General features: G+C 59.6%; 16 protein-coding genes. 9 read left to right on the forward strand and 7 right to left on the reverse strand.

Annotation, left to right across the window (positions count from 1 at the left end; translation table 11 throughout):
* Positions 1–6: 6 nt before the first annotated feature.
* Genes ACR0LL_RS13910 through deoC form a run of 3 tightly spaced genes read right to left on the reverse strand, consistent with a single transcriptional unit; the run spans position 7 to position 4,232 of the window.
* Complete coding sequence (locus ACR0LL_RS13910; protein ID WP_480587685.1) at positions 7–828, reverse strand: SDR family oxidoreductase; 822 nt, start codon at positions 826–828, stop codon at positions 7–9.
* 24 nt (positions 829–852) lie between these two features.
* Entirely contained in the window at positions 853–3,186 is a 2,334-nt protein-coding gene (locus ACR0LL_RS13915) for an aldehyde dehydrogenase family protein (RefSeq protein WP_267363494.1), read from the reverse strand.
* A gap of 47 nt (positions 3,187–3,233) precedes the next feature.
* Positions 3,234–4,232, reverse strand: a complete 999-nt coding sequence (gene deoC, locus ACR0LL_RS13920) for a deoxyribose-phosphate aldolase (RefSeq protein ID WP_480587688.1) — start codon at positions 4,230–4,232, stop codon at positions 3,234–3,236.
* A gap of 198 nt (positions 4,233–4,430) precedes the next feature.
* Between deoC and ACR0LL_RS13925 the strand changes: the two genes are divergently transcribed.
* The 6 genes from ACR0LL_RS13925 to ACR0LL_RS13950 all read left to right on the forward strand — a co-directional run bounded on the left by ACR0LL_RS13925 (position 4,431) and on the right by ACR0LL_RS13950 (position 11,733).
* Positions 4,431–5,384 carry a metal ABC transporter solute-binding protein, Zn/Mn family gene (locus tag ACR0LL_RS13925; RefSeq protein WP_480587691.1) on the forward strand — a complete coding sequence of 318 codons (954 nt, stop codon included), beginning with the start codon at positions 4,431–4,433 and terminating at the stop codon, positions 5,382–5,384.
* 3 nt (positions 5,385–5,387) lie between these two features.
* Positions 5,388–6,191, forward strand: a complete 804-nt coding sequence (locus ACR0LL_RS13930) for a metal ABC transporter ATP-binding protein (protein ID WP_480587694.1) — start codon at positions 5,388–5,390, stop codon at positions 6,189–6,191.
* Positions 6,192–6,194: 3 nt separating this feature from the next.
* Complete coding sequence (locus ACR0LL_RS13935) at positions 6,195–7,400, forward strand: metal ABC transporter permease (protein WP_480587697.1); 1,206 nt, start codon at positions 6,195–6,197, stop codon at positions 7,398–7,400.
* Positions 7,397–8,326: a metal ABC transporter permease gene (locus ACR0LL_RS13940; protein WP_267363489.1), complete on the forward strand. Its 930-nt coding sequence runs from the start codon at positions 7,397–7,399 to the stop codon at positions 8,324–8,326. The genes ACR0LL_RS13935 and ACR0LL_RS13940 overlap by 4 nt, the downstream gene beginning before the upstream one ends.
* Positions 8,327–8,588: 262 nt before the next feature.
* A complete protein-coding gene (gene mutL, locus ACR0LL_RS13945) occupies positions 8,589–10,451 on the forward strand; it encodes a DNA mismatch repair endonuclease MutL (RefSeq protein ID WP_480587700.1) in 1,863 nt (620 codons plus the stop codon).
* Between the two features lie 52 nt (positions 10,452–10,503).
* A complete protein-coding gene (locus ACR0LL_RS13950) occupies positions 10,504–11,733 on the forward strand; it encodes a DNA recombination protein RmuC (RefSeq protein ID WP_480587703.1) in 1,230 nt (409 codons plus the stop codon).
* A 3-nt stretch (positions 11,734–11,736) separates the two neighbouring features.
* Here ACR0LL_RS13950 and ACR0LL_RS13955 read toward each other — a convergent pair whose 3' ends face one another.
* From ACR0LL_RS13955 to ACR0LL_RS13965, 3 genes are read right to left on the reverse strand one after another with little or no spacing between them, the layout of a single operon-like run.
* Positions 11,737–12,141 (reverse strand): hypothetical protein, encoded by a 405-nt coding sequence (locus ACR0LL_RS13955; RefSeq protein WP_480587706.1) that lies wholly within the window; start codon positions 12,139–12,141, stop codon positions 11,737–11,739.
* Positions 12,142–12,186: 45 nt separating this feature from the next.
* The gene (locus ACR0LL_RS13960) at positions 12,187–12,837 is read right to left on the reverse strand and encodes a ChrR family anti-sigma-E factor (protein WP_480587709.1); all 651 of its coding nucleotides are present in this window, start codon (positions 12,835–12,837) and stop codon (positions 12,187–12,189) included.
* A gap of 10 nt (positions 12,838–12,847) precedes the next feature.
* Complete coding sequence (locus ACR0LL_RS13965; RefSeq protein WP_480587753.1) at positions 12,848–13,504, reverse strand: sigma-70 family RNA polymerase sigma factor; 657 nt, start codon at positions 13,502–13,504, stop codon at positions 12,848–12,850.
* Positions 13,505–13,650: 146 nt separating this feature from the next.
* Between ACR0LL_RS13965 and ACR0LL_RS13970 the strand changes: the two genes are divergently transcribed.
* On the forward strand, positions 13,651–14,424 hold the full coding sequence (locus ACR0LL_RS13970) for a DUF1365 domain-containing protein (RefSeq protein WP_480587712.1): 774 nt from the start codon (positions 13,651–13,653) through the stop codon (positions 14,422–14,424).
* Between the two features lie 86 nt (positions 14,425–14,510).
* A complete protein-coding gene (locus ACR0LL_RS13975; protein ID WP_209505065.1) occupies positions 14,511–14,828 on the forward strand; it encodes a DUF3775 domain-containing protein in 318 nt (105 codons plus the stop codon).
* Between the two features lie 565 nt (positions 14,829–15,393).
* Here ACR0LL_RS13975 and ACR0LL_RS13980 read toward each other — a convergent pair.
* On the reverse strand, positions 15,394–16,281 hold the full coding sequence (locus ACR0LL_RS13980; RefSeq protein ID WP_480587715.1) for a LysR family transcriptional regulator: 888 nt from the start codon (positions 16,279–16,281) through the stop codon (positions 15,394–15,396).
* A gap of 171 nt (positions 16,282–16,452) precedes the next feature.
* On the opposite strand from ACR0LL_RS13980, the gene ACR0LL_RS13985 reads away from it, so the two are divergent.
* A complete protein-coding gene (locus ACR0LL_RS13985) occupies positions 16,453–17,073 on the forward strand; it encodes a glutathione S-transferase family protein (RefSeq protein WP_480587718.1) in 621 nt (206 codons plus the stop codon).
* Positions 17,074–17,090 lie beyond the last annotated feature (17 nt).

Below are 17,090 nucleotides of genomic sequence, written 5' to 3' on the forward strand. Positions count from 1 at the left end.
TGCGGCTCACCCCTTTTTCATACTCCGCAGCATATCGCCCATCATCTGGCCGAACTTGCCCGATCCGCGCTGATAAAGTGCCCCATCCACGGCCAGAACCGTGCCGCTGATATAGCTGGCCAGATCCGAGCTGAGGAACAGGCAGGCATTGGCCACGTCCTGCGGCTGGCCCCAGCGGCCCAACGGCACGTCGCGGCGCAGTTCTTCGTGGGCGTTTTTGGTGGGCGCAAGGCGTTTCGCACCCTCGGTGCCTTCGATGAACCCCGGCACAACCGAATTCACCCTGATCCCTTCGACACCCCATTCCATCGACAGCGTGCGGGTGATCTGATCCACCCCCGCCTTGGCGGCGCAAACATGCGACTGGCCTTCGTACGGCAGGTAGGACTGCGGGGCCGAGATATTGATGATGCTGGCACCGGGGCGTTTGAGGAACGGATACGCCCCCTTCATCACGTGGATCGTGCCCATCAGGTCGATATCGATCACGGTCTTGAACGCGTTGACCGACATCTCGGACGCCAGCGCCGGGAAGTTGCCCGCCGCGCCCGAGATCAGCACATCGAAATCCCCAAAGGCGTCATGGAAATGCTTCAGTCCCGCCGCCACAGCGTCGGCATCACGCACATCAAACGCAGCCCCAATCGCATCCTGTGCGCCTGCGGCTTTCAGCGCGGCGATGGTGTCATCGACCTTTTCCTGCGACCGGCTGGCCACGGCCAGTTTGGCACCCGAGGCCGCAAAAGCCTCGGCAATGCCTCGATTGATACCGCTGGTTCCGCCAATGATGATGACGGTTTTTCCTGAAAAATCGCCGGTTAAATCCATGTAGGCCTCCCTTGGCAGGGAGCCCTACTCGCCGTAGGGCACCCAGATGTTTTTCACTTCGGTTGCAGCCTGAAGGAAGCGGCGGGAATGGTCCATGCTCCAATCAAATGCCGTCGCGTTATTGACCCAGGTCCGTTTCAGGTTCCCGGCTGAAACGACCTCGATCTCTTTCGACAGGTCGGTGGACGAGAACGACCAGACCGCGTCGACGTTCAGATGCGAGGCCAGCGGTTTCGCCAGTTCAGCATGGCTGCCGGTCAGGATGTTGACCACACCGGCAGGGACGTCCGAAGTCTCAAGGATCTGGTAGAAATCCGTCGCCGCCAGCGGGTAGGGTTCAGAAGCCACCAGAACCGTCCGGTTACCCATCGCAATCGCAGGCGCCATGGCCGAGACCAGACCCAGCAGCGGTGCCTCATCCGCGCAAAGCGCACCGATCACGCCAACGGGTTCCTTCATGGCGATGGCCACGCCCCGGATCGGAACACCATGGACCTGGCCGTCATACTTGTCGGCCCAGGCGGCGGCGGTGAACAGGCGTTGGATCGAAGCCTCAACTTCTTTCGCGCCGTCTTTCCTACCGGTCATGGCGTCGATCCGCGCTGCGAATTCACCGGCGCGGGCCGATAGGTTTTCGCCGATGTAATACAGGATCTGGGCCCGCAGATGGCCGGTGGTTCTGGACCAGCTTTTGGCACCTGCCGCAGCCTCGACCGCGTTGCGCACGTCCTTGCGGTTGGCAAGACCCACATGGCCCAGCAGGCCGGACTTGCCCCAAACCGGTTTCGAATATCCACCATCGGGCCGCGCCTGCTTGCCGCCGACATACAACTTGGCAGTGCGGTCGATCGGGTCGACCGGTGCCCCTTCGCCCATGGCTGCCTCGACCTTTGCCAGCGGCTTGGCCTTACCCTTGGGTCTGGTATAGGCGGTCAGCCCTTCCCAACCACCTTCGCGGCCAAAGCCGCTTTCGCGGACCCCACCGAACCCGGCAGCAGCGTCAAACAGATTGGTGGCATTCACCCAGACGACGCCCGCAACCAGCTTGGGCGCGATATCCAGCGCAAGGTTCACATTCTCGGTCCAGACGGTCGCCGCCAGACCATACCGGGTGTTGTTGGCCAACTCGACGGCCTCTTCCGGTGTGCGGAAAGTCGAAGACACCAGCACCGGACCAAAGATCTCTTCCTGCATCAACGGGTCCGAGGTCTCGAGCCCCGAGATCAGTGTCGGCGGGTAGTAGCAGCCGTTTGCGGGAAGATCGCAGGCAGCTTGATGCACATGGCCCGCTGTGTTGCTTTCGACCATTCCTTTGATGGTCTGCAACTGAACCGGGTCCACAACCGCGCCCACGTCGATACATTTGTCCAGCGGATTGCCGACACGCAGCGTGTCCATCCGGGCGCGCAGCTTGTCGTGGAAACGGTCGGCGATGCCTTCCTGCACCAGCAGGCGCGAACCTGCACAGCAGACCTGACCCTGATTGAACCAGATCGCATCCACCAGCCCTTCGATGGCCGAGTCGATATCGGCGTCATCAAAGACGATGTACGCGGATTTGCCGCCCAACTCCAATGTCAGTTCCTTGCCAGATCCGGCAGTGGCCTCACGGATGCGGCGGCCCACAACAGTCGAGCCGGTAAAGGCAATCTTGTCCACGTCCGAGGCCACGATCATCTCGCCCACGGCACCGTCTCCGGTGACGATGTTGACGACACCTTTCGGCAGACCGGCCTGTGTGCAGATATCGGCAAATAACAGCGCCGTCAGCGAGGTATATTCAGCGGGTTTCATAACCACCGTATTTCCCATTGCCAGCGCAGGCGCGATCTTCCACGCCAACATCAGCAGGGGGAAGTTCCACGGAATGATCTGACCGCACACACCCAACGCTTCAGCGTCGGGCAGCTCGCTTTCCATCAGCTGCGCCATACCGGCGTGGTAATAGAAATGCCGCTGCGCCAGCGGAATATCGATGTCACGCGATTCCCGGATCGGTTTGCCGTTGTCGAGGCTTTCCAGCACCGCAAACAGACGCGAGTGCTTTTGCAGCAGTCGCGCAATTGCATAGAGATACCGCGCACGGCCCGCGCCGCCCAGTTTCTCCCATTTCGGCTGAGCCTTGCGCGCGGCGGCAACAGCGGCGTCCACGTCGGCCTGCTTGGCCTGCGTCAGCTTGGCCAGAACCTCCCCGGTCGCCGGGTTGCGGCTGTCAAACCCTTTGCCCGGCTTGGTGAAAGCACCGTCGATATAGTGTCCGAACTTGTCGCCCTGATCGACCAGCCAGGCCAGTGCCTCGGCGGCGCTTTCGGGGGCGGGGCCGTATTCCATGGTCTCAAAAATCTCTTTGACTGTCATGACTTCATCTTTTCCCAAATACTCACTGTCCAGACATATCCGCGGGCTCAGCCCATCGAGTGTCTATAACCAGCCGAGTAAGCCCCGGTGACATAGTGTTCCAACTGCCGCTCGATATCGCCCAGCAACGATGAGGCGCCAAAGCGGAACAGATCCGGTTCCAGCCAGCGGTCGCCCAGCTCGTCCTTGATCAGCGACAGATAAACCAGCGCGTCCTTGGCTTTCGAAATACCACCTGCAGGCTTGTAGCCGACCCGATATCCGGTGCGGTCATAGTAATCGCGGATTGCGCGGATCATCACCAGCGACACGGGCAGGGTGGCGTTGACGCTTTCCTTGCCGGTCGAGGTCTTGATGAAATCCGCCCCGGCCATCATGCACACCAGCGAGGCGCGCGCGACATTGCGCAGGCTACCCAATTCTCCGGTCGCAAGAATGGCTTTGACATGGGCATCGCCACAAGCCACGCGGAACGCCTTCATCTCATCATACAGGGCCTGCCAGTCCCCCGACAGCACGTGACGGCGCGAGATTACGATGTCGATTTCCTCGGCCCCGGCCTTCACGCTTTCCTCGATCTCGGCCACGCGCAGATGGAACGGGGACAGGCCTGCGGGAAAGCCGGTGGACACGGCAGCGACCGGAATGCCAGTGCCTTTCAGGGCGTCCACGGCGGTTTCGATCATGTCGTGATAGACACAAACCGCCCCGGTCGTGATCGGCGGCATGTCCAGCGCCTGAAGGACCGAAGGCGCAACCGGCTGACGGGCCTTTGCACACAGGCGGCGCACACGGCCCACCGTATCATCGCCCGACAGCGTGGTCAGGTCGATCATCGTGATGGCTTTCAGCAGCCACGCAGCCTGATATTCCTTCTTGACCGAACGGCGGCCCGGCAATGTGGCCGCACGGCGTTCAATCGCGGAAGTATTGGCCTGAACGGCGCGCACCCAGTCCAGATACAGTTCCATTCCTGGGTTCCGGGGTTCGGTCACTTGCGGCAGATGCGCGGTGCGCACGGGGCTTTCTGAGCTCTGCGTATCCATGGTTACGTCCTTTGGGAGGTTTGCGACAAAATCGCACGGGTGGCCCGGGAATGGAAGGTGTTCCGGCGCAATGATTGAATATTTTTGACCATTTGGACAAATTATGGAGGTTTTCTTGCGAATAATTCTCATTAGCGTTGACTTAGTTGCGAATGGTTCTCATATTTGATCCAACACGTATCCAAATCGAGGTTGGAAATGATTCGTCGGCATTGCCTTGCATTTTTGGCTCTGGCCCTTTCGGTGCCAGCCATGGCTTTTGCCGGGGCACCGCTGAAAGTGGTGGCCACGACGGGCATGATTGCAGATGCGGCCCGTCAGGTCGGTGGTGATCTGGTTGAGGTCAGAGGGCTTATGGGCCCCGGCGTTGATCCCCACGCCTATCGCCAGACGCGCAGCGATATTGTTGCGATGACACGGGCAGACCTGGTTCTGTGGCACGGCCTGTATCTCGAAGCGCAAATGGAAGACTTTTTTCATGACCTCTTGCGGAAACGGACCGTCATTGCGGTTGCAGAAGGCGTAGATCAGTCCATGCTGCGTGCGCATGATGATTATGCCGACAAGTATGATCCGCATGTCTGGATGACACCCGCGTTGTGGCGCGAGGTTGTTCTGGAAGTGCAGCGCGCTTTGATCGAGGTGCGCCCCGAAGCAGCCGAGGTTTTTGCCGCGAATGCACAAGCCCATCTGGCCGACATAGACCGTCTGACGGCCTATGCCGAGAAAACCCTGTCTTCGGTACCGGACCACAACAAGGTTCTGGTCACAGCCCACGACGCCTTCGGCTATTTCGGTGAAAGTTTCGGGTTCGAGGTTCTGGGCATTCAGGGCATCTCGACCCAATCCGAGGCGGGCCTGAACCGGATCGGAGAGCTGGTTGACCTGTTGGTTGATAGCCGGATCACGGCGGTCTTCGTCGAAAGCTCGGTTTCTGACCGGTCGATCCGCGCGCTGATCGAAGGGGCCGCAGCCAAAGGGCACGAGGTGAAGGTCGGGGGCGAGTTGTTCTCGGACGCCATGGGCGAGGATGGCACCTATGAAGGCACTTATATCGGGATGCTGGATCACAATATCACCGTCATCGCAGGCGCATTGGGCGGGGATGTTCCCGATCGCGGCATGGACGGCAAACTGTCAGCGGGGTTCTGAAAGATGCTGGGGCTGATCAGCAACGAAGGTGTGACGATCCAGGAACAAAATCTGGATGACAGCCCTCTGGCTGTGCGGGGCCTGACGGTTTCCTACGGGCAGAAGCCAGCGGTCTTTTCGGTTGATATGACGGTTGAGCCCGGCGCGATGACCGCCATTATCGGGCCAAACGGCGCTGGAAAGTCAACGCTGCTCAAGGCGGCGCTTGGCATCGTTACGCCTTTGTCGGGGCAGGTGACCGTGTTTGGTCAGCCGCTGAATTCGCAGCGCGCGCGTGTTGCCTATGTTCCCCAGCGTGCCAGTGTGGACTGGGATTTCCCGACACGGGTGATCGACGTGGTTCTGATGGGTCTGTCGCGTGAACTGGGCCTGTTGGGCCGCTTGCACGCGCGCCACAAGGCCCGTGCGATGGATTGCCTGAACCGTGTCGGAATGCGCGATTTCGCGGATCGCCAGATTGGCCAGCTGTCCGGTGGCCAGCAACAGCGTGTGTTTCTGGCGCGTGCTCTGGCTCAGGATGCTGATCTGTACCTGCTGGACGAGCCGTTTGCCGGTGTCGACGCCGCCACCGAAAAAGCCATCATCGCGGTGCTGAAATCCCTGAAAGAGGCCGGTAAGACAGTTGTTGTCGTGCATCACGATCTGGCCACCGTGACCGACTATTTCGACCACGTTTTCTTGATCAATACCCGCAAGGTGGCCGAGGGGCCGGTGGCCGAGGCGTTCACGGCGGATTCGCTGCAATCGGCCTATGGTGGCAGGTTGGCGACGGCACAGATCGATCAGATTTCACGCGCGCTGGGATAGTTCATGCTTTGGGATGCTCTGATCCTTCAGCTTGGCTATAACGCCACGCTGGTTGCCATCGGTGCGACATTGCTGGGCGTGTCGGCGGGCGTGACGGGGACATTCCTGTTTCTGCGCAAGCGTGCTCTGGTCAGCGACGCAATCAGCCATGCAACCTTGCCGGGCGTCTGTATCGCTTTCATGGTGCTGGTCGCGCTGGGTGGGGACGGGCGCAACCTGCCGGGCCTTTTGGTAGGGTCCGCTATTTCCGCCTGGGTTGGTCTGTTGTGCATGAATTGGCTGACACGGCGCACCCGCTTGGCCGAGGACGCCGCGATCGGTGCGGTTCTGTCCGTGTTCTTCGGCTTTGGGATCGTGCTGCTGACGGTCATCCAAACCATGGGGGTTGGCCGCCAGGCCGGGCTGGAAGGTTTCCTGTTGGGTTCGACCGCCGGAATGCTGTGGGCCGATGCGGTGATCATCGCACTTGGTGGCGCTTTGACCTTGGCTCTGGTGCTGATCATCCGCCGTCCGATGACCCTTGTCGCATTCGATCCCGAATACGCAGCGGCGCGCGGGTTGCCAGTGCATCGTATCGACCTGGCCATGATGGGGCTGGTCATGGCCGTGACCGTGGTCGGTCTGAAAATCGTCGGCCTGATCCTGATCGTGGCGTTGCTGATCATTCCGGCGGTGACCGCCCGGTTCTGGTCTGACCGCTCGGAACGCGTTGTTCTGCTGGCCGGGTTGGCAGGTGGACTCGCCGGATATATCGGCGCTGCCATATCCGCATCTGCGCCCAATCTTCCAACCGGCCCGATCATCGTACTGGTCAGCTTTGCCTTTTTCCTTGCATCCCTCTTCTTCGCCCCGATGCGTGGCGTTCTGGCGGCGGTGCTGCGGCATCTGCGGTTTCAGCGCCGGGTGCATATTCGTCAGGGACTTCTGGCGCTGGCACAAGGGCAGAAGATCTATGAACCCCTGACTCTGCGTTTGCTGCGGCGTGCCGGGCTGGTCCGGGCGGATGGCGTGGCGACGGACACCGGCAAGGCCCGCGCGGCCAAGGCCCTGCGGGATGAAAAGCGATGGGAAATCGTGCGCGCCGATCAGGCGCACGAGGCGACAGCTGCGCTCTACGACGGATTGCGCGATATCGAAACCGTTCTGACACGCGACCAGATTGATGAGATCGACCGCCAGATTGGCGGACCGCAGGGGATACCGGCATGAGTGGTGAAGAATTCGTTCCGCTTTCTCTGACGCCGCTGCTGATCGGAACATTTGCGGCCATCGCTTGTGCCTTGCCCGGCAACTTTCTTGTGTTGCGAAAACAGGCGCTGATCGGCGATGCGATCAGCCATGTAGTGCTGCCGGGTATCGTTGTTGCGTTTCTGTTGACAGGGGCCATATCCACCTGGCCGATGATGTTGGGTGCGGCAGGGGCCGCGGTTCTGGCTGTTGTCCTGATCGAGGCCATTCGCCGACTGGGGCAGATCGAACCCGGGGCCGCCATGGGCGTGGTCTTTACCACCATGTTCGCAGCAGGCGTCCTGCTGCTTGAGCAGACGGATACGTCAACCGTGCATCTGGATGTGGAACATGCGCTTTACGGCAATCTCGAAAGCCTGATCTGGCTGGACGCGACCGGGTGGTCCTCGTTGCTGGACGCTCAGGCCCTTGCCGGATTGCCCCCGGAACTGCCCCGTATTGCACTGACACTGGTGGGAGTGATGCTGTTTACATGGCTGTTCTGGCGGCCGCTGAAAATATCCACCTTTGACGAAGGTTTCGCCCGCACGATTGGTATTCGCACGGGGCTTCTGGGCATGGCGCTCGTCATCACTGCGGCCATCGCGGCGGTTGCCGCTTTTGACGCTGTGGGCTCGATCATCGTGATCGCGATGTTTATCTGCCCTCCGGCAGCTGCGCGGATGTTGACCAACCGGCTTGAGGCACAGATCGGCTGGAGTGTCGTGATCGCCGTAACCTCTGCCGTAACGGGGTATGTGCTGGCAGGCTACGGGCCCCTGTGGCTGGGCGCGGCGGATGCGGTCAGTGCGGCAGGGATGATCGCAACGATGTCCGGGCTGATCCTGGCGCTGGCAGCCATGTTTGGCCCATGCCGCACACGCATTGGTGTTCAGACGTCAGCCTGAGACGGCATTTTCCTGCCGCAGATGCCTATGCGTCATCGGCCAAACTCTGCCCAGATGCCGTTAAGGTTAATCTTAAGCAGATTTTTGGGAAGTCTCGTGCTAGACGGCTGCCCATTGATTAGCTGAACACACCACTCACTTTGGTACGCCCGGATAGTACGGAATGGGGATTCATTCACGGCCATCCGGGCGCCCCTTTCCGATCAGAAGACATGCTCAAACCGGTGGCAGAATCGTGCGCGGTTGTGCTAGGTCTAGGGGTATGGCGCAGACAAACCCCAATATCAGCGAAAATCGCCCCGTGATCAGACAGCTTGACGATGCTGCGATCAACCGTATTGCGGCGGGTGAAGTTGTGGAACGCCCGGCCTCGGCGGTCAAGGAACTGGTCGAGAATGCACTGGATGCCGGGGCTACGCGTATAGCCGTCGAAATCGCCGACGGGGGAAAGACACTGATCCGCGTGACCGACGATGGCTGCGGCATTCCGGCCGAAGATTTGCCGCTTGCCCTGTCGCGCCACGCCACGTCAAAGATTGATGGATCGGATCTGCTGAATATCCACACCTTCGGATTTCGAGGCGAAGCCCTGCCCTCGTTGGGCGCTGTCGGTCGCCTGACCATAACCAGCCGAGCGCCGGGTCTGGATGCGGCGCAGATCCATGTTGCAGGTGGCAAGTTGGGGTCGGTCAAGCCTGCCGCCCTGCGCGCGGGCACGGTGGTCGAGCTGCGCGATCTGTTCTTCGCCACCCCCGCCCGACTGAAATTCATGCGCACCGACCGGGCCGAGGCACAGGCGATCACGGACATGGTGAAACGGCTGGCGATGGCCGAACCATCCGTCACATTTACCCTGCGCGATGTCTCGGGCGGTGGCGAAGGCCGCGTGATCTTCCGCGCGGATCGCGAGAATGGCGACCTGTTTGACGCCCTGCACGCCCGTCTTGCCCGTGTGATCGGGCGCGAATTCGCCGAGAATGCGCTGCGGATCGATGCCACGCGCGAAGGTCTCAGGCTTTTTGGCTATGCGGCCCTGCCGACCTATTCCCGTGGCGCTGCGGTGGCGCAGTACCTTTTTGTCAACGGGCGTCCCGTGCGGGACAAGATGCTGACCGGTGCTTTGCGGGCGGCTTATTTCGATTTCCTCAGCCGGGACCGTCACCCGGCGGCGGCATTGTTCATCGACTGCGACCCGACATTGGTTGACGTGAACGTTCACCCTGCCAAGTCCGAGGTCCGGTTCCGCGATCCCGGCGTTGCGCGCGGGCTTATCGTGTCCAGCCTGCGCCACGCTTTGGCCGAGGCAGGGCATCGCGCGTCATCGACCGTGGCCAATGCGACCCTGGGTGCAATGAGACCGGAGCCCGCGCAGTCTGCACCAGCGCGGGTCTATCAGATGGATCGCCCGTCGCCCGCAGCGCGCCAGGCCGCGTACCGGGCGCAGGCTCCGGGTTTTGCGGAACTGGCGCATGATTACAGCGGCAGCATTGTCGATCCGATCCCGGTTGCACCCGTATCACAGGGTCAAGAGCCTGATGCGCAAAACCTTCCGCTGGGCGCTGCGCGCGGGCAGGTGCATGAAAACTACATCATCGCCCAGACTGCCGATGGAATGGTGATCGTTGATCAGCACGCCGCGCATGAACGGCTAGTCTATGAAAAGCTGAAAACGCAGATGGCCGAGACGGGCGTCGCGGCGCAGGCGCTTTTGATTCCCGAGATTGTTGAGTTGTCCGAAGGCGACTGCGCCCGTCTGATGGCGGTCTGTGATGATCTGTCCCGTTTGGGACTGACCATCGAACCCTTTGGCGGAGGCGCCATTGCCGTGCGCGAAACCCCGGCCGTTCTGGGCGAGGTCGATGCGCGCGCGATGATCCTGGATATCCTCGACGAACTGGCCGATCAGGGCGAAACCCAGATGGTGCAGGCAAGGATCGAGGCGATCCTCAGCCTGGTTGCCTGCCACGGCTCGGTCCGGTCCGGCCGCCGGATGCGGGCCGAGGAAATGAACGCCCTGCTGCGCGAGATGGAGGCGACGCCGCATTCCGGGCAGTGCAATCACGGGCGACCAACATATGTGGAACTGAAGCTAAGCGATATCAAACGCCTGTTCGGGCGCAGTTGATCCATTGGCCACTGCAGGTTAGTAAGAATAAAACAAGAACATCCGAGGCGACATGATCAAGATTGCAGGAACAGAATATGCACTGGATGACCCGGTTGTTCTTATCGTGGGCGGAACAGTCGCGCTGATCCTGCTGCTGCTGTTCCTGTCGTTGCGCGCTGCCAATCGCTCGGCCCGGATGGCGGAACCGCTGGCGCGGCAGATGGCGCTTCTGGGTCAGCATGTGCAGCAGCTGGGGCAGGGGCAGGAACAGCTGCGCGGCGGCTTGCAGCATGTCTCGGACACGCAGGCCAACACGCAGGTACAGGTGATCCAGACGGTCGAGGCGCGCTTGTCCTCGGTCCAGCAGCAGATGAATGACCGGCTGGCGGACAACGCGATGAAATCGGCGCGCGCGCTGGCCGAAATGCAGGAGAGGATGAAGGAAACCCTGCACGGTTCGTCAAAGCAGACGGCGACATCACTGACGCAGTTGCAGGAGCGTCTGGCCGCCATCGACAAGGCGCAGGACAACATCACAAAACTTTCGGGCGATGTTCTCAGCCTTCAGGATATCCTGTCAAACAAGCAGCGGCGCGGGATGTTTGGTGAGATTCAGCTGAACGATATCGTGTCCAAGGCACTGCCCGCAGACAGCTATTCGCTGCAAGCCACCTTGTCGAACGGCAGGCGTGCAGATTGCCTCGTGCATCTGCCGAACCCGCCCGGCCCGATCGTAATTGACGCGAAATTCCCGCTTGAGGATTTCGAAGCACTTGCCGCCGCGCAGAGCAAGGCAGATGTTGAAAGATGCCTGCGGGCTTTTGGCGCCGCCGTGAAAGTGCATATCAAGGCGATTTCCGAGAAATACATCCTCGACGGGGAAACCGCTGACGGTGCCCTGATGTTCGTCCCGTCCGAAGCGATCTATGCCGAGCTGCACGCCCGCCTGCCCGATGTGGTGCGCGAAGGGTTCGCTGCCCGGGTCTGGATCGTCTCGCCCACCACCTGTATGGCCACGCTGAACACGATGCGGGCGATCCTGAAAGATGCGCGCATGCGTGAACAGGCCGGTGCGATCCGAAAAGAACTGGGATTGCTGCACAAGGACGTGGACCGTCTGGGCGACCGCGTATCAAACCTCGATCGTCACTTCGGTCAGGCGGCCAAGGATATCTCGGAAATCAAGATCAGTGCCGAAAAGGCCGGCCGCCGGGCGCAGCGGCTGGATAATTTCGACTTCGAAGAAATCGCGCCCGATACTGAAACAGAGGTTGTGCCGCTGGCACGTCACGAAGGCTGAGATCTACTGAATCGACAAATCAAGATTGTACCCCACGGTTTTACCGGTATCTCTGTCATTTCCCATCAGATAGACGCGAATCGTGTACTCTCCGTCTTCCAGAAGTTTGATCCGGGCCGTGTTACCGTCGATCGACCCGTTATAAATTGCGACCCCGGTGCTGCCCGGCGGCAGGATGTTGAAGTAGATCACGCCGTTTCCATTGGTATCGCTGACCTGAAGGTCGGCGAACATCTCCTGCCCGGCTTTTGCACCCAGCCTATAGTCGAAATATTCATCTCCTGAGACGTTCCCGCTGACCATGGTGCCATAATTGCCGGCCTGAAACTGAACCTCGGCAGTCTTCTGGGCAGATGCGACGGGTGGAACTGAAAGCAGAAGGGTAGTCAAAAGCAATCTTCCCAGCATGATCTTTCCTTTCAAAACAAGTGTAACGCTGCAGTCGCCAAACGTTCAGATACGCAGAAAGGGCTGGAAAAGGCGCGGCATCAGCTTGTTGAATTTCAGCGGCGCATCCGTAACCGCCAGGCATATGCAGTCTTCCGAGATATCCGCGACGGGTGTGTGTTCCAGATCCTCGTCAGCGATTTCAACATCGCCACGGGCAAAACGGTCAACCTCGTCCGAGAAAGCCCCTTGAAGAACCATTGTCAGCTCCATGCCGTTGTGGCCATGATCCGGCACGGCAGCACCGGCCGGAATGAACAGCAAGCGGGCGGTGGCGTCTTTGGTGGTCGGCAGGATCACCTGTTTGACACCCATACCTATCGACCTCCAGCGGATGTCCTTGACTGTTCCGCCCACGTAATCCTGCAACGGGGTTGGCAGAACTGCACATCTCGGGCGAACGGGCTTGGGCGCTGGTGCGCCCTGGGCGATCAAAGCCATCGTGGCCGCCAGTGAAGTCTCACTCATGCTGACACCCTCACTCTGCTCGTCCAGAACTTGCCCGCCAACGGCGTCATAGCTTTCTGCGCGCGCGCGGCAGTGGTCACACAGGGACAAATGCGTGGCGACCATCAGGTTGAAGGCTTCGGGCAGGCTGCCTGCGGCATAAGCCATCAGCAGGTCATCTGTCAGGTGATGTTTGATCAACTTGCTCATTTTACTCATCTCAGTTCATCGCGTGGCGCAAGCGGTCCAGCGCCAGCCGTATCCGTGATTTGATCGTTCCCAGCGGTAACCCGGTTTGTGACGCAATTTCCCGGTGACTCAGGTCGCCGAAATATGCCTTCTCAATCAGGTCCCGCTGTGCATCCGGCAACGCTTTCAAGGCGGAGCGCAGTTGCGCGGTTTCCTGTTGCAGCGCGATGACGTCATCCTGATCGGGCTCAGCCTCGGGCCCCCAACCAAGATCTTCGGGTTCAGGGCGGCGTTGCTTGCGCAGCACGTCAATGCGCTTGTTCCGAGCGATGGTGAACACCCATGTGGCCACGGTGGCACGCGTCGGGTCGAAAAGGTGCGCCTTGTGCCACAAGGTCGCCATCACCTCTTGCGCGCATTCTTCTGCCATGGCGGCATCAGCCCCTGACTTCATCAGGAACGCCTTGATACGCGGCGCGAAGTGCTGGAACAGCTCGGCAAATGCCGCTTGATCCTGCGCATCCCGGATGCGTCTGACGTGGTTCACCCATTCGGCCCTGGTCTCGCGCTTGCTGTTGATTTCGTTCACCCGCCTACCCTTGATGCGTTTGTGGACGCGCCAAGGTTGAGGGGCGGCTGTTTCAACCGCTGGTCCGTCCAAGGTCGCTGTATTGGTCTCGGTAAACATAACCACATTACGGCGCATGTCCCAAGCCGGATCACTTTATCGGAACATTTTGATCCGCTCCCGGCCAAGTCTCGTAATATGAACTCCAGCGGCAAAAATGAAATCGCGACTGCTCTGGCGGTTGTGCAAGGACCAGAAGACACCGGATGGCAAAAACGATAGATCATGTTGCAGGCCACACTTATCACGGGCGCAAGGGGGCAATCGACAACGCCTTCCGGTATTCTGTCGATTACATCCTGTTTGATCCCGAAGCCCGGTTGGCCACGCCTTTTCTGTTTTCCATGAACCGGACGAATGTTACCAACTGGCGCATCCGCGATCACGGCGGAAAGCCGGGTCAAGGCTATGGCGCCGCTTGGTTGCGTGCGCGATTTGCCGAGATGGACATTCCGCAACCCGCGCAGGTCATGCTGCTGACCCAGCCTAGGGTGCTGGGCCACGTATTTAATCCCGTCAGTTTCTGGTTCTGCTTTGACCGCGATGATCAGCTTTACGCCGTGGTGGCCGAGGTGACGAACACCTTTGGAACGCGCCACAGTTATCTGTGCCATAAGCCGGATTTTTCGACCATCAGACCAACCGACCGATTGGCGGCCGAAAAGGTGATGCATGTCTCGCCCTTCCAGAAGATTGAAGGCAGTTATACGTTCCGCTTCGACTACAGCCCGGATCGGGTCGGTGTGTGGATCGATTACACGCGCGCGGATGGCGGGTTGATCGCGACACTGACCGGACCGCGCCAGCCATTGACCAGCAGGGTGATCCTTTGGTCTTTTCTGCGTCGCCCTTTCGGTTCGCGTCGCATTTTTGCGCTGATCCTCTGGCAGGCCTTCAGGTTGTGGCTGAAAAAAGCCACCTTCCGTCCGTTTCGCAGGGAACCGGTGCCTGATCACTCAGTAACGCGTGTGGGGCAGTGACCAGCCTGTTTGTTCAAGATCAAAGACGCGGGCCCCCGTCGGTGGTTGTGATGGCGTAACAACCGCGAACACGAGGAGTCGAAGAAATGTTGGAAATCTCGGCAAGAAAAGTTGCCCAGGTCGCCATGATGGGCCGCGAACTGAACCGGGCCGAGGGCGAATTGCGGGCGTTCATCGACCGCATGAGCGAAGACGAGCAGGCCGAACTGGTCGCCATCATGTGGATCGGGCGCGAGAGCTTTTTTGCGGAAGATCTGGCCGAGGCCATCGCCACCGCCAAGTCCGAGGCATCGACCCCTTGTGCAGACTACCTGATCGGAACACCGCATATGTCTGACCACCTTGAGAATGGTCTGGATGCATTGGGAATATCTGCGGAAGACGTGGAAAACGATCTGATGTAGACCGCGCGACATCATCGCTGCCCGGTGCCTGCGTCTGGCGGCGCCGGATATTGCCCGCCAAGGCAGACTAACAGCGACGGGGGTGTCAAGCTTTCGATCGAAGTTGGTGAAAGTCTGTATTCGGTTTCTCTTTGCCTTCGAAGCCGCCGCGAATGGGTTTCTATGTGATCTTCTTGAAAAGCCACCATTTTCCCAAAGGTGTGGCTTTGTACGCGGTGTATTTCTACTGAGGTAGACTGTTTTCTGTCGCGGCCTTGAGGAAGTCATGGCTGAACGGGGATTGCGCGTAGATCATGCTACATAGAACATGTGGGTCACGCGGTTTTCGCCGGTGATCGCAGCGCGCGCAATCGATGAAGCGTCCTACACTGAATTCTTGGCGCATGGACGCCACATAGGTCCGTGTGCATGGAGAATGGAAGGATCTCTACCGCGCTTTAGACAAAGCCGGAAATACTCTTCATCTCATGCACCAAAACGAAAGCTCTGCCTAACTTTCTCAAGACTTTGCGGAACAACCACCGCGGTTGTGGCTGGACTGTGGATCCGTTTCAGCTGCTGGATGTCAGCCTGATCGAAAATGCTGCGCCAGAAAATCAATCAACGCGCGCACCCGGGCCGTCAGGTGACGATTGGGTGGATAGAGCGCATAAAGGCCGAAGTTTTCCGTTTCATAGTCCTGAAACAGGTGCTCCAGGGTACCCTCTTCCAGACTGCGGGCAATCACATAGTGCGGGCAACGCGCAATACCCAGCCCGGCAATCGCCATGTTGGCAATCGCCGCCGGGGCATTGGCATGAAACATTCCCGCCACCTTGACCACAATATCCCTTGTCCCGGTTCGAAACCTCCATGCTGTTGCGTCGGCCGGATTTTCGTCAATCAGGCAGTTATGTGTGGCCAGTGCCATCGGATCACCCGGACGCCCCCTTTCCGCTAGATAATCAGGCGACGCGCAGACGATCAGCGGCATATCGGACAGCTTCCGCGCAATCAGGGTCGAATCCCGCAACACCCCGATCCGTATGGCAAGATCGAACCCCTCTTCAACAAGCGCCACGCGCGAGTCCGACAGTTTAAGGTCGATATCGACCTTCGGATGCGCCCGCAGAAACGAAGCCAAAGCCTGAGTCAGGTTGATGCTGCCGAACCCGGTTGGTGCGGTTACTCGGATCGGCCCGGCCAGTGCCGATTGCCGCTCCTGAACAAGGTCTTCCAGCTCGTCGATTTGTTCCACGATCGGGCGGCAGCGTTCAAGGTACGCGATGCCGACGTCCGTCAGTGAAACGCTTCTGGTTGTCCGGTTGAACAGTTGCGTCGATAGCTTGGCCTCCAACTGGGCAACATACTTGCTGACCAGTTTGGTAGACAGGCCCAGCCGCCGCCCCGCGGCAGTGAACGAGCCCTCATGGGCAACCGCCATAAATGCCCGCATCGTGTCAATTGTATCCAACGCAGCGCTCCTTCGTCAGGTTGGTGTTTGGTCAATTATACCCAATTTGTTCATAGTTACTGAATAAAACGCAGGATTATAACTAAAAAAGGTTTTGCCATGTTCTAGCCAGTGACCGCTGACGAACATCGCCAGCTCGCTCCCAAGAAACTCCTCCGAAAGGAAACTGACATGCCAAACGCCATCCGTATCCACCGTCATCCCTTGTCCGGGCATTCACACCGGGTGGAACTATTCGCCAAGCTTGGCGGCATCAATCACGAGCTGATCGATGTCGACCTGCTGTCTGGCGAACACAAGAAAGAGCCGTTTCTTTCCCTGAACCCTGCCGGGCAGGTGCCGGTGATTGAGGACGGTGAAATCGCGATCGCCGACTCCAACTCTATCCTCGTGTACCTTGCGCGGAAATACGCGCCTGATTGGCTGCCGACTGATCCGGTGCGCGAGGCGGAAGTTCAGAAGTTCTTGTCGCTGGCCGCCGGCGACATCGCCCACGGCCCTGCGGCAGCGCGATTGATCACCGTTTTTGGCGCTCAACTGGATGCAGAACGTACCAAGGCCATCGCCAAATCCGCCTTTGACCGGCTTGAGGCGCATTTGAACGGACGCGACTGGCTGGTCGGAACCAGCCCATCCATCGCTGATGTCGCGATCTACAGCTATACGGCCCATGCGCCTGAGGGAAACGTTTCATTGGATGATTATCCCAACATCCGCGCCCTGCTGGCCCGGATTGAGGCGTTGCCCGGCTTTGTGGCCATGCAAAGCACCAAGGTCGGCCTCGCCGCCTGACACCAGAGCGCGCCCGG

Source organism: Ruegeria sp. AI2 (assembly GCF_056541275.1).

Excerpts from the sequence above, each read along its gene's own strand:
- ACR0LL_RS13910 (WP_480587685.1), bottom strand. The coding sequence starts at position 828 with ATGGATTTAACCGGCGATTTTTCAGGAAAAACCGTCATCATCATTGGC.
- ACR0LL_RS13925 (WP_480587691.1), top strand. The coding sequence starts at position 4,431 with ATGATTCGTCGGCATTGCCTTGCATTTTTGGCTCTGGCCCTTTCGGTG.
- ACR0LL_RS13955 (WP_480587706.1), bottom strand. The coding sequence starts at position 12,141 with ATGCTGGGAAGATTGCTTTTGACTACCCTTCTGCTTTCAGTTCCACCC.
- ACR0LL_RS13930 (WP_480587694.1), top strand. The coding sequence starts at position 5,388 with ATGCTGGGGCTGATCAGCAACGAAGGTGTGACGATCCAGGAACAAAAT.
- ACR0LL_RS13950 (WP_480587703.1), top strand. The coding sequence starts at position 10,504 with ATGATCAAGATTGCAGGAACAGAATATGCACTGGATGACCCGGTTGTT.
- ACR0LL_RS13970 (WP_480587712.1), top strand. The coding sequence starts at position 13,651 with ATGGCAAAAACGATAGATCATGTTGCAGGCCACACTTATCACGGGCGC.
- ACR0LL_RS13940 (WP_267363489.1), top strand. The coding sequence starts at position 7,397 with ATGAGTGGTGAAGAATTCGTTCCGCTTTCTCTGACGCCGCTGCTGATC.
- ACR0LL_RS13915 (WP_267363494.1), bottom strand. The coding sequence starts at position 3,186 with ATGACAGTCAAAGAGATTTTTGAGACCATGGAATACGGCCCCGCCCCC.
- ACR0LL_RS13965 (WP_480587753.1), bottom strand. The coding sequence starts at position 13,504 with ATGTTTACCGAGACCAATACAGCGACCTTGGACGGACCAGCGGTTGAA.
- ACR0LL_RS13935 (WP_480587697.1), top strand. The coding sequence starts at position 6,195 with ATGCTTTGGGATGCTCTGATCCTTCAGCTTGGCTATAACGCCACGCTG.
- deoC (WP_480587688.1), bottom strand. The coding sequence starts at position 4,232 with ATGGATACGCAGAGCTCAGAAAGCCCCGTGCGCACCGCGCATCTGCCG.
- ACR0LL_RS13985 (WP_480587718.1), top strand. The coding sequence starts at position 16,453 with ATGCCAAACGCCATCCGTATCCACCGTCATCCCTTGTCCGGGCATTCA.
- ACR0LL_RS13960 (WP_480587709.1), bottom strand. The coding sequence starts at position 12,837 with ATGAGCAAGTTGATCAAACATCACCTGACAGATGACCTGCTGATGGCT.
- ACR0LL_RS13975 (WP_209505065.1), top strand. The coding sequence starts at position 14,511 with ATGTTGGAAATCTCGGCAAGAAAAGTTGCCCAGGTCGCCATGATGGGC.
- mutL (WP_480587700.1), top strand. The coding sequence starts at position 8,589 with ATGGCGCAGACAAACCCCAATATCAGCGAAAATCGCCCCGTGATCAGA.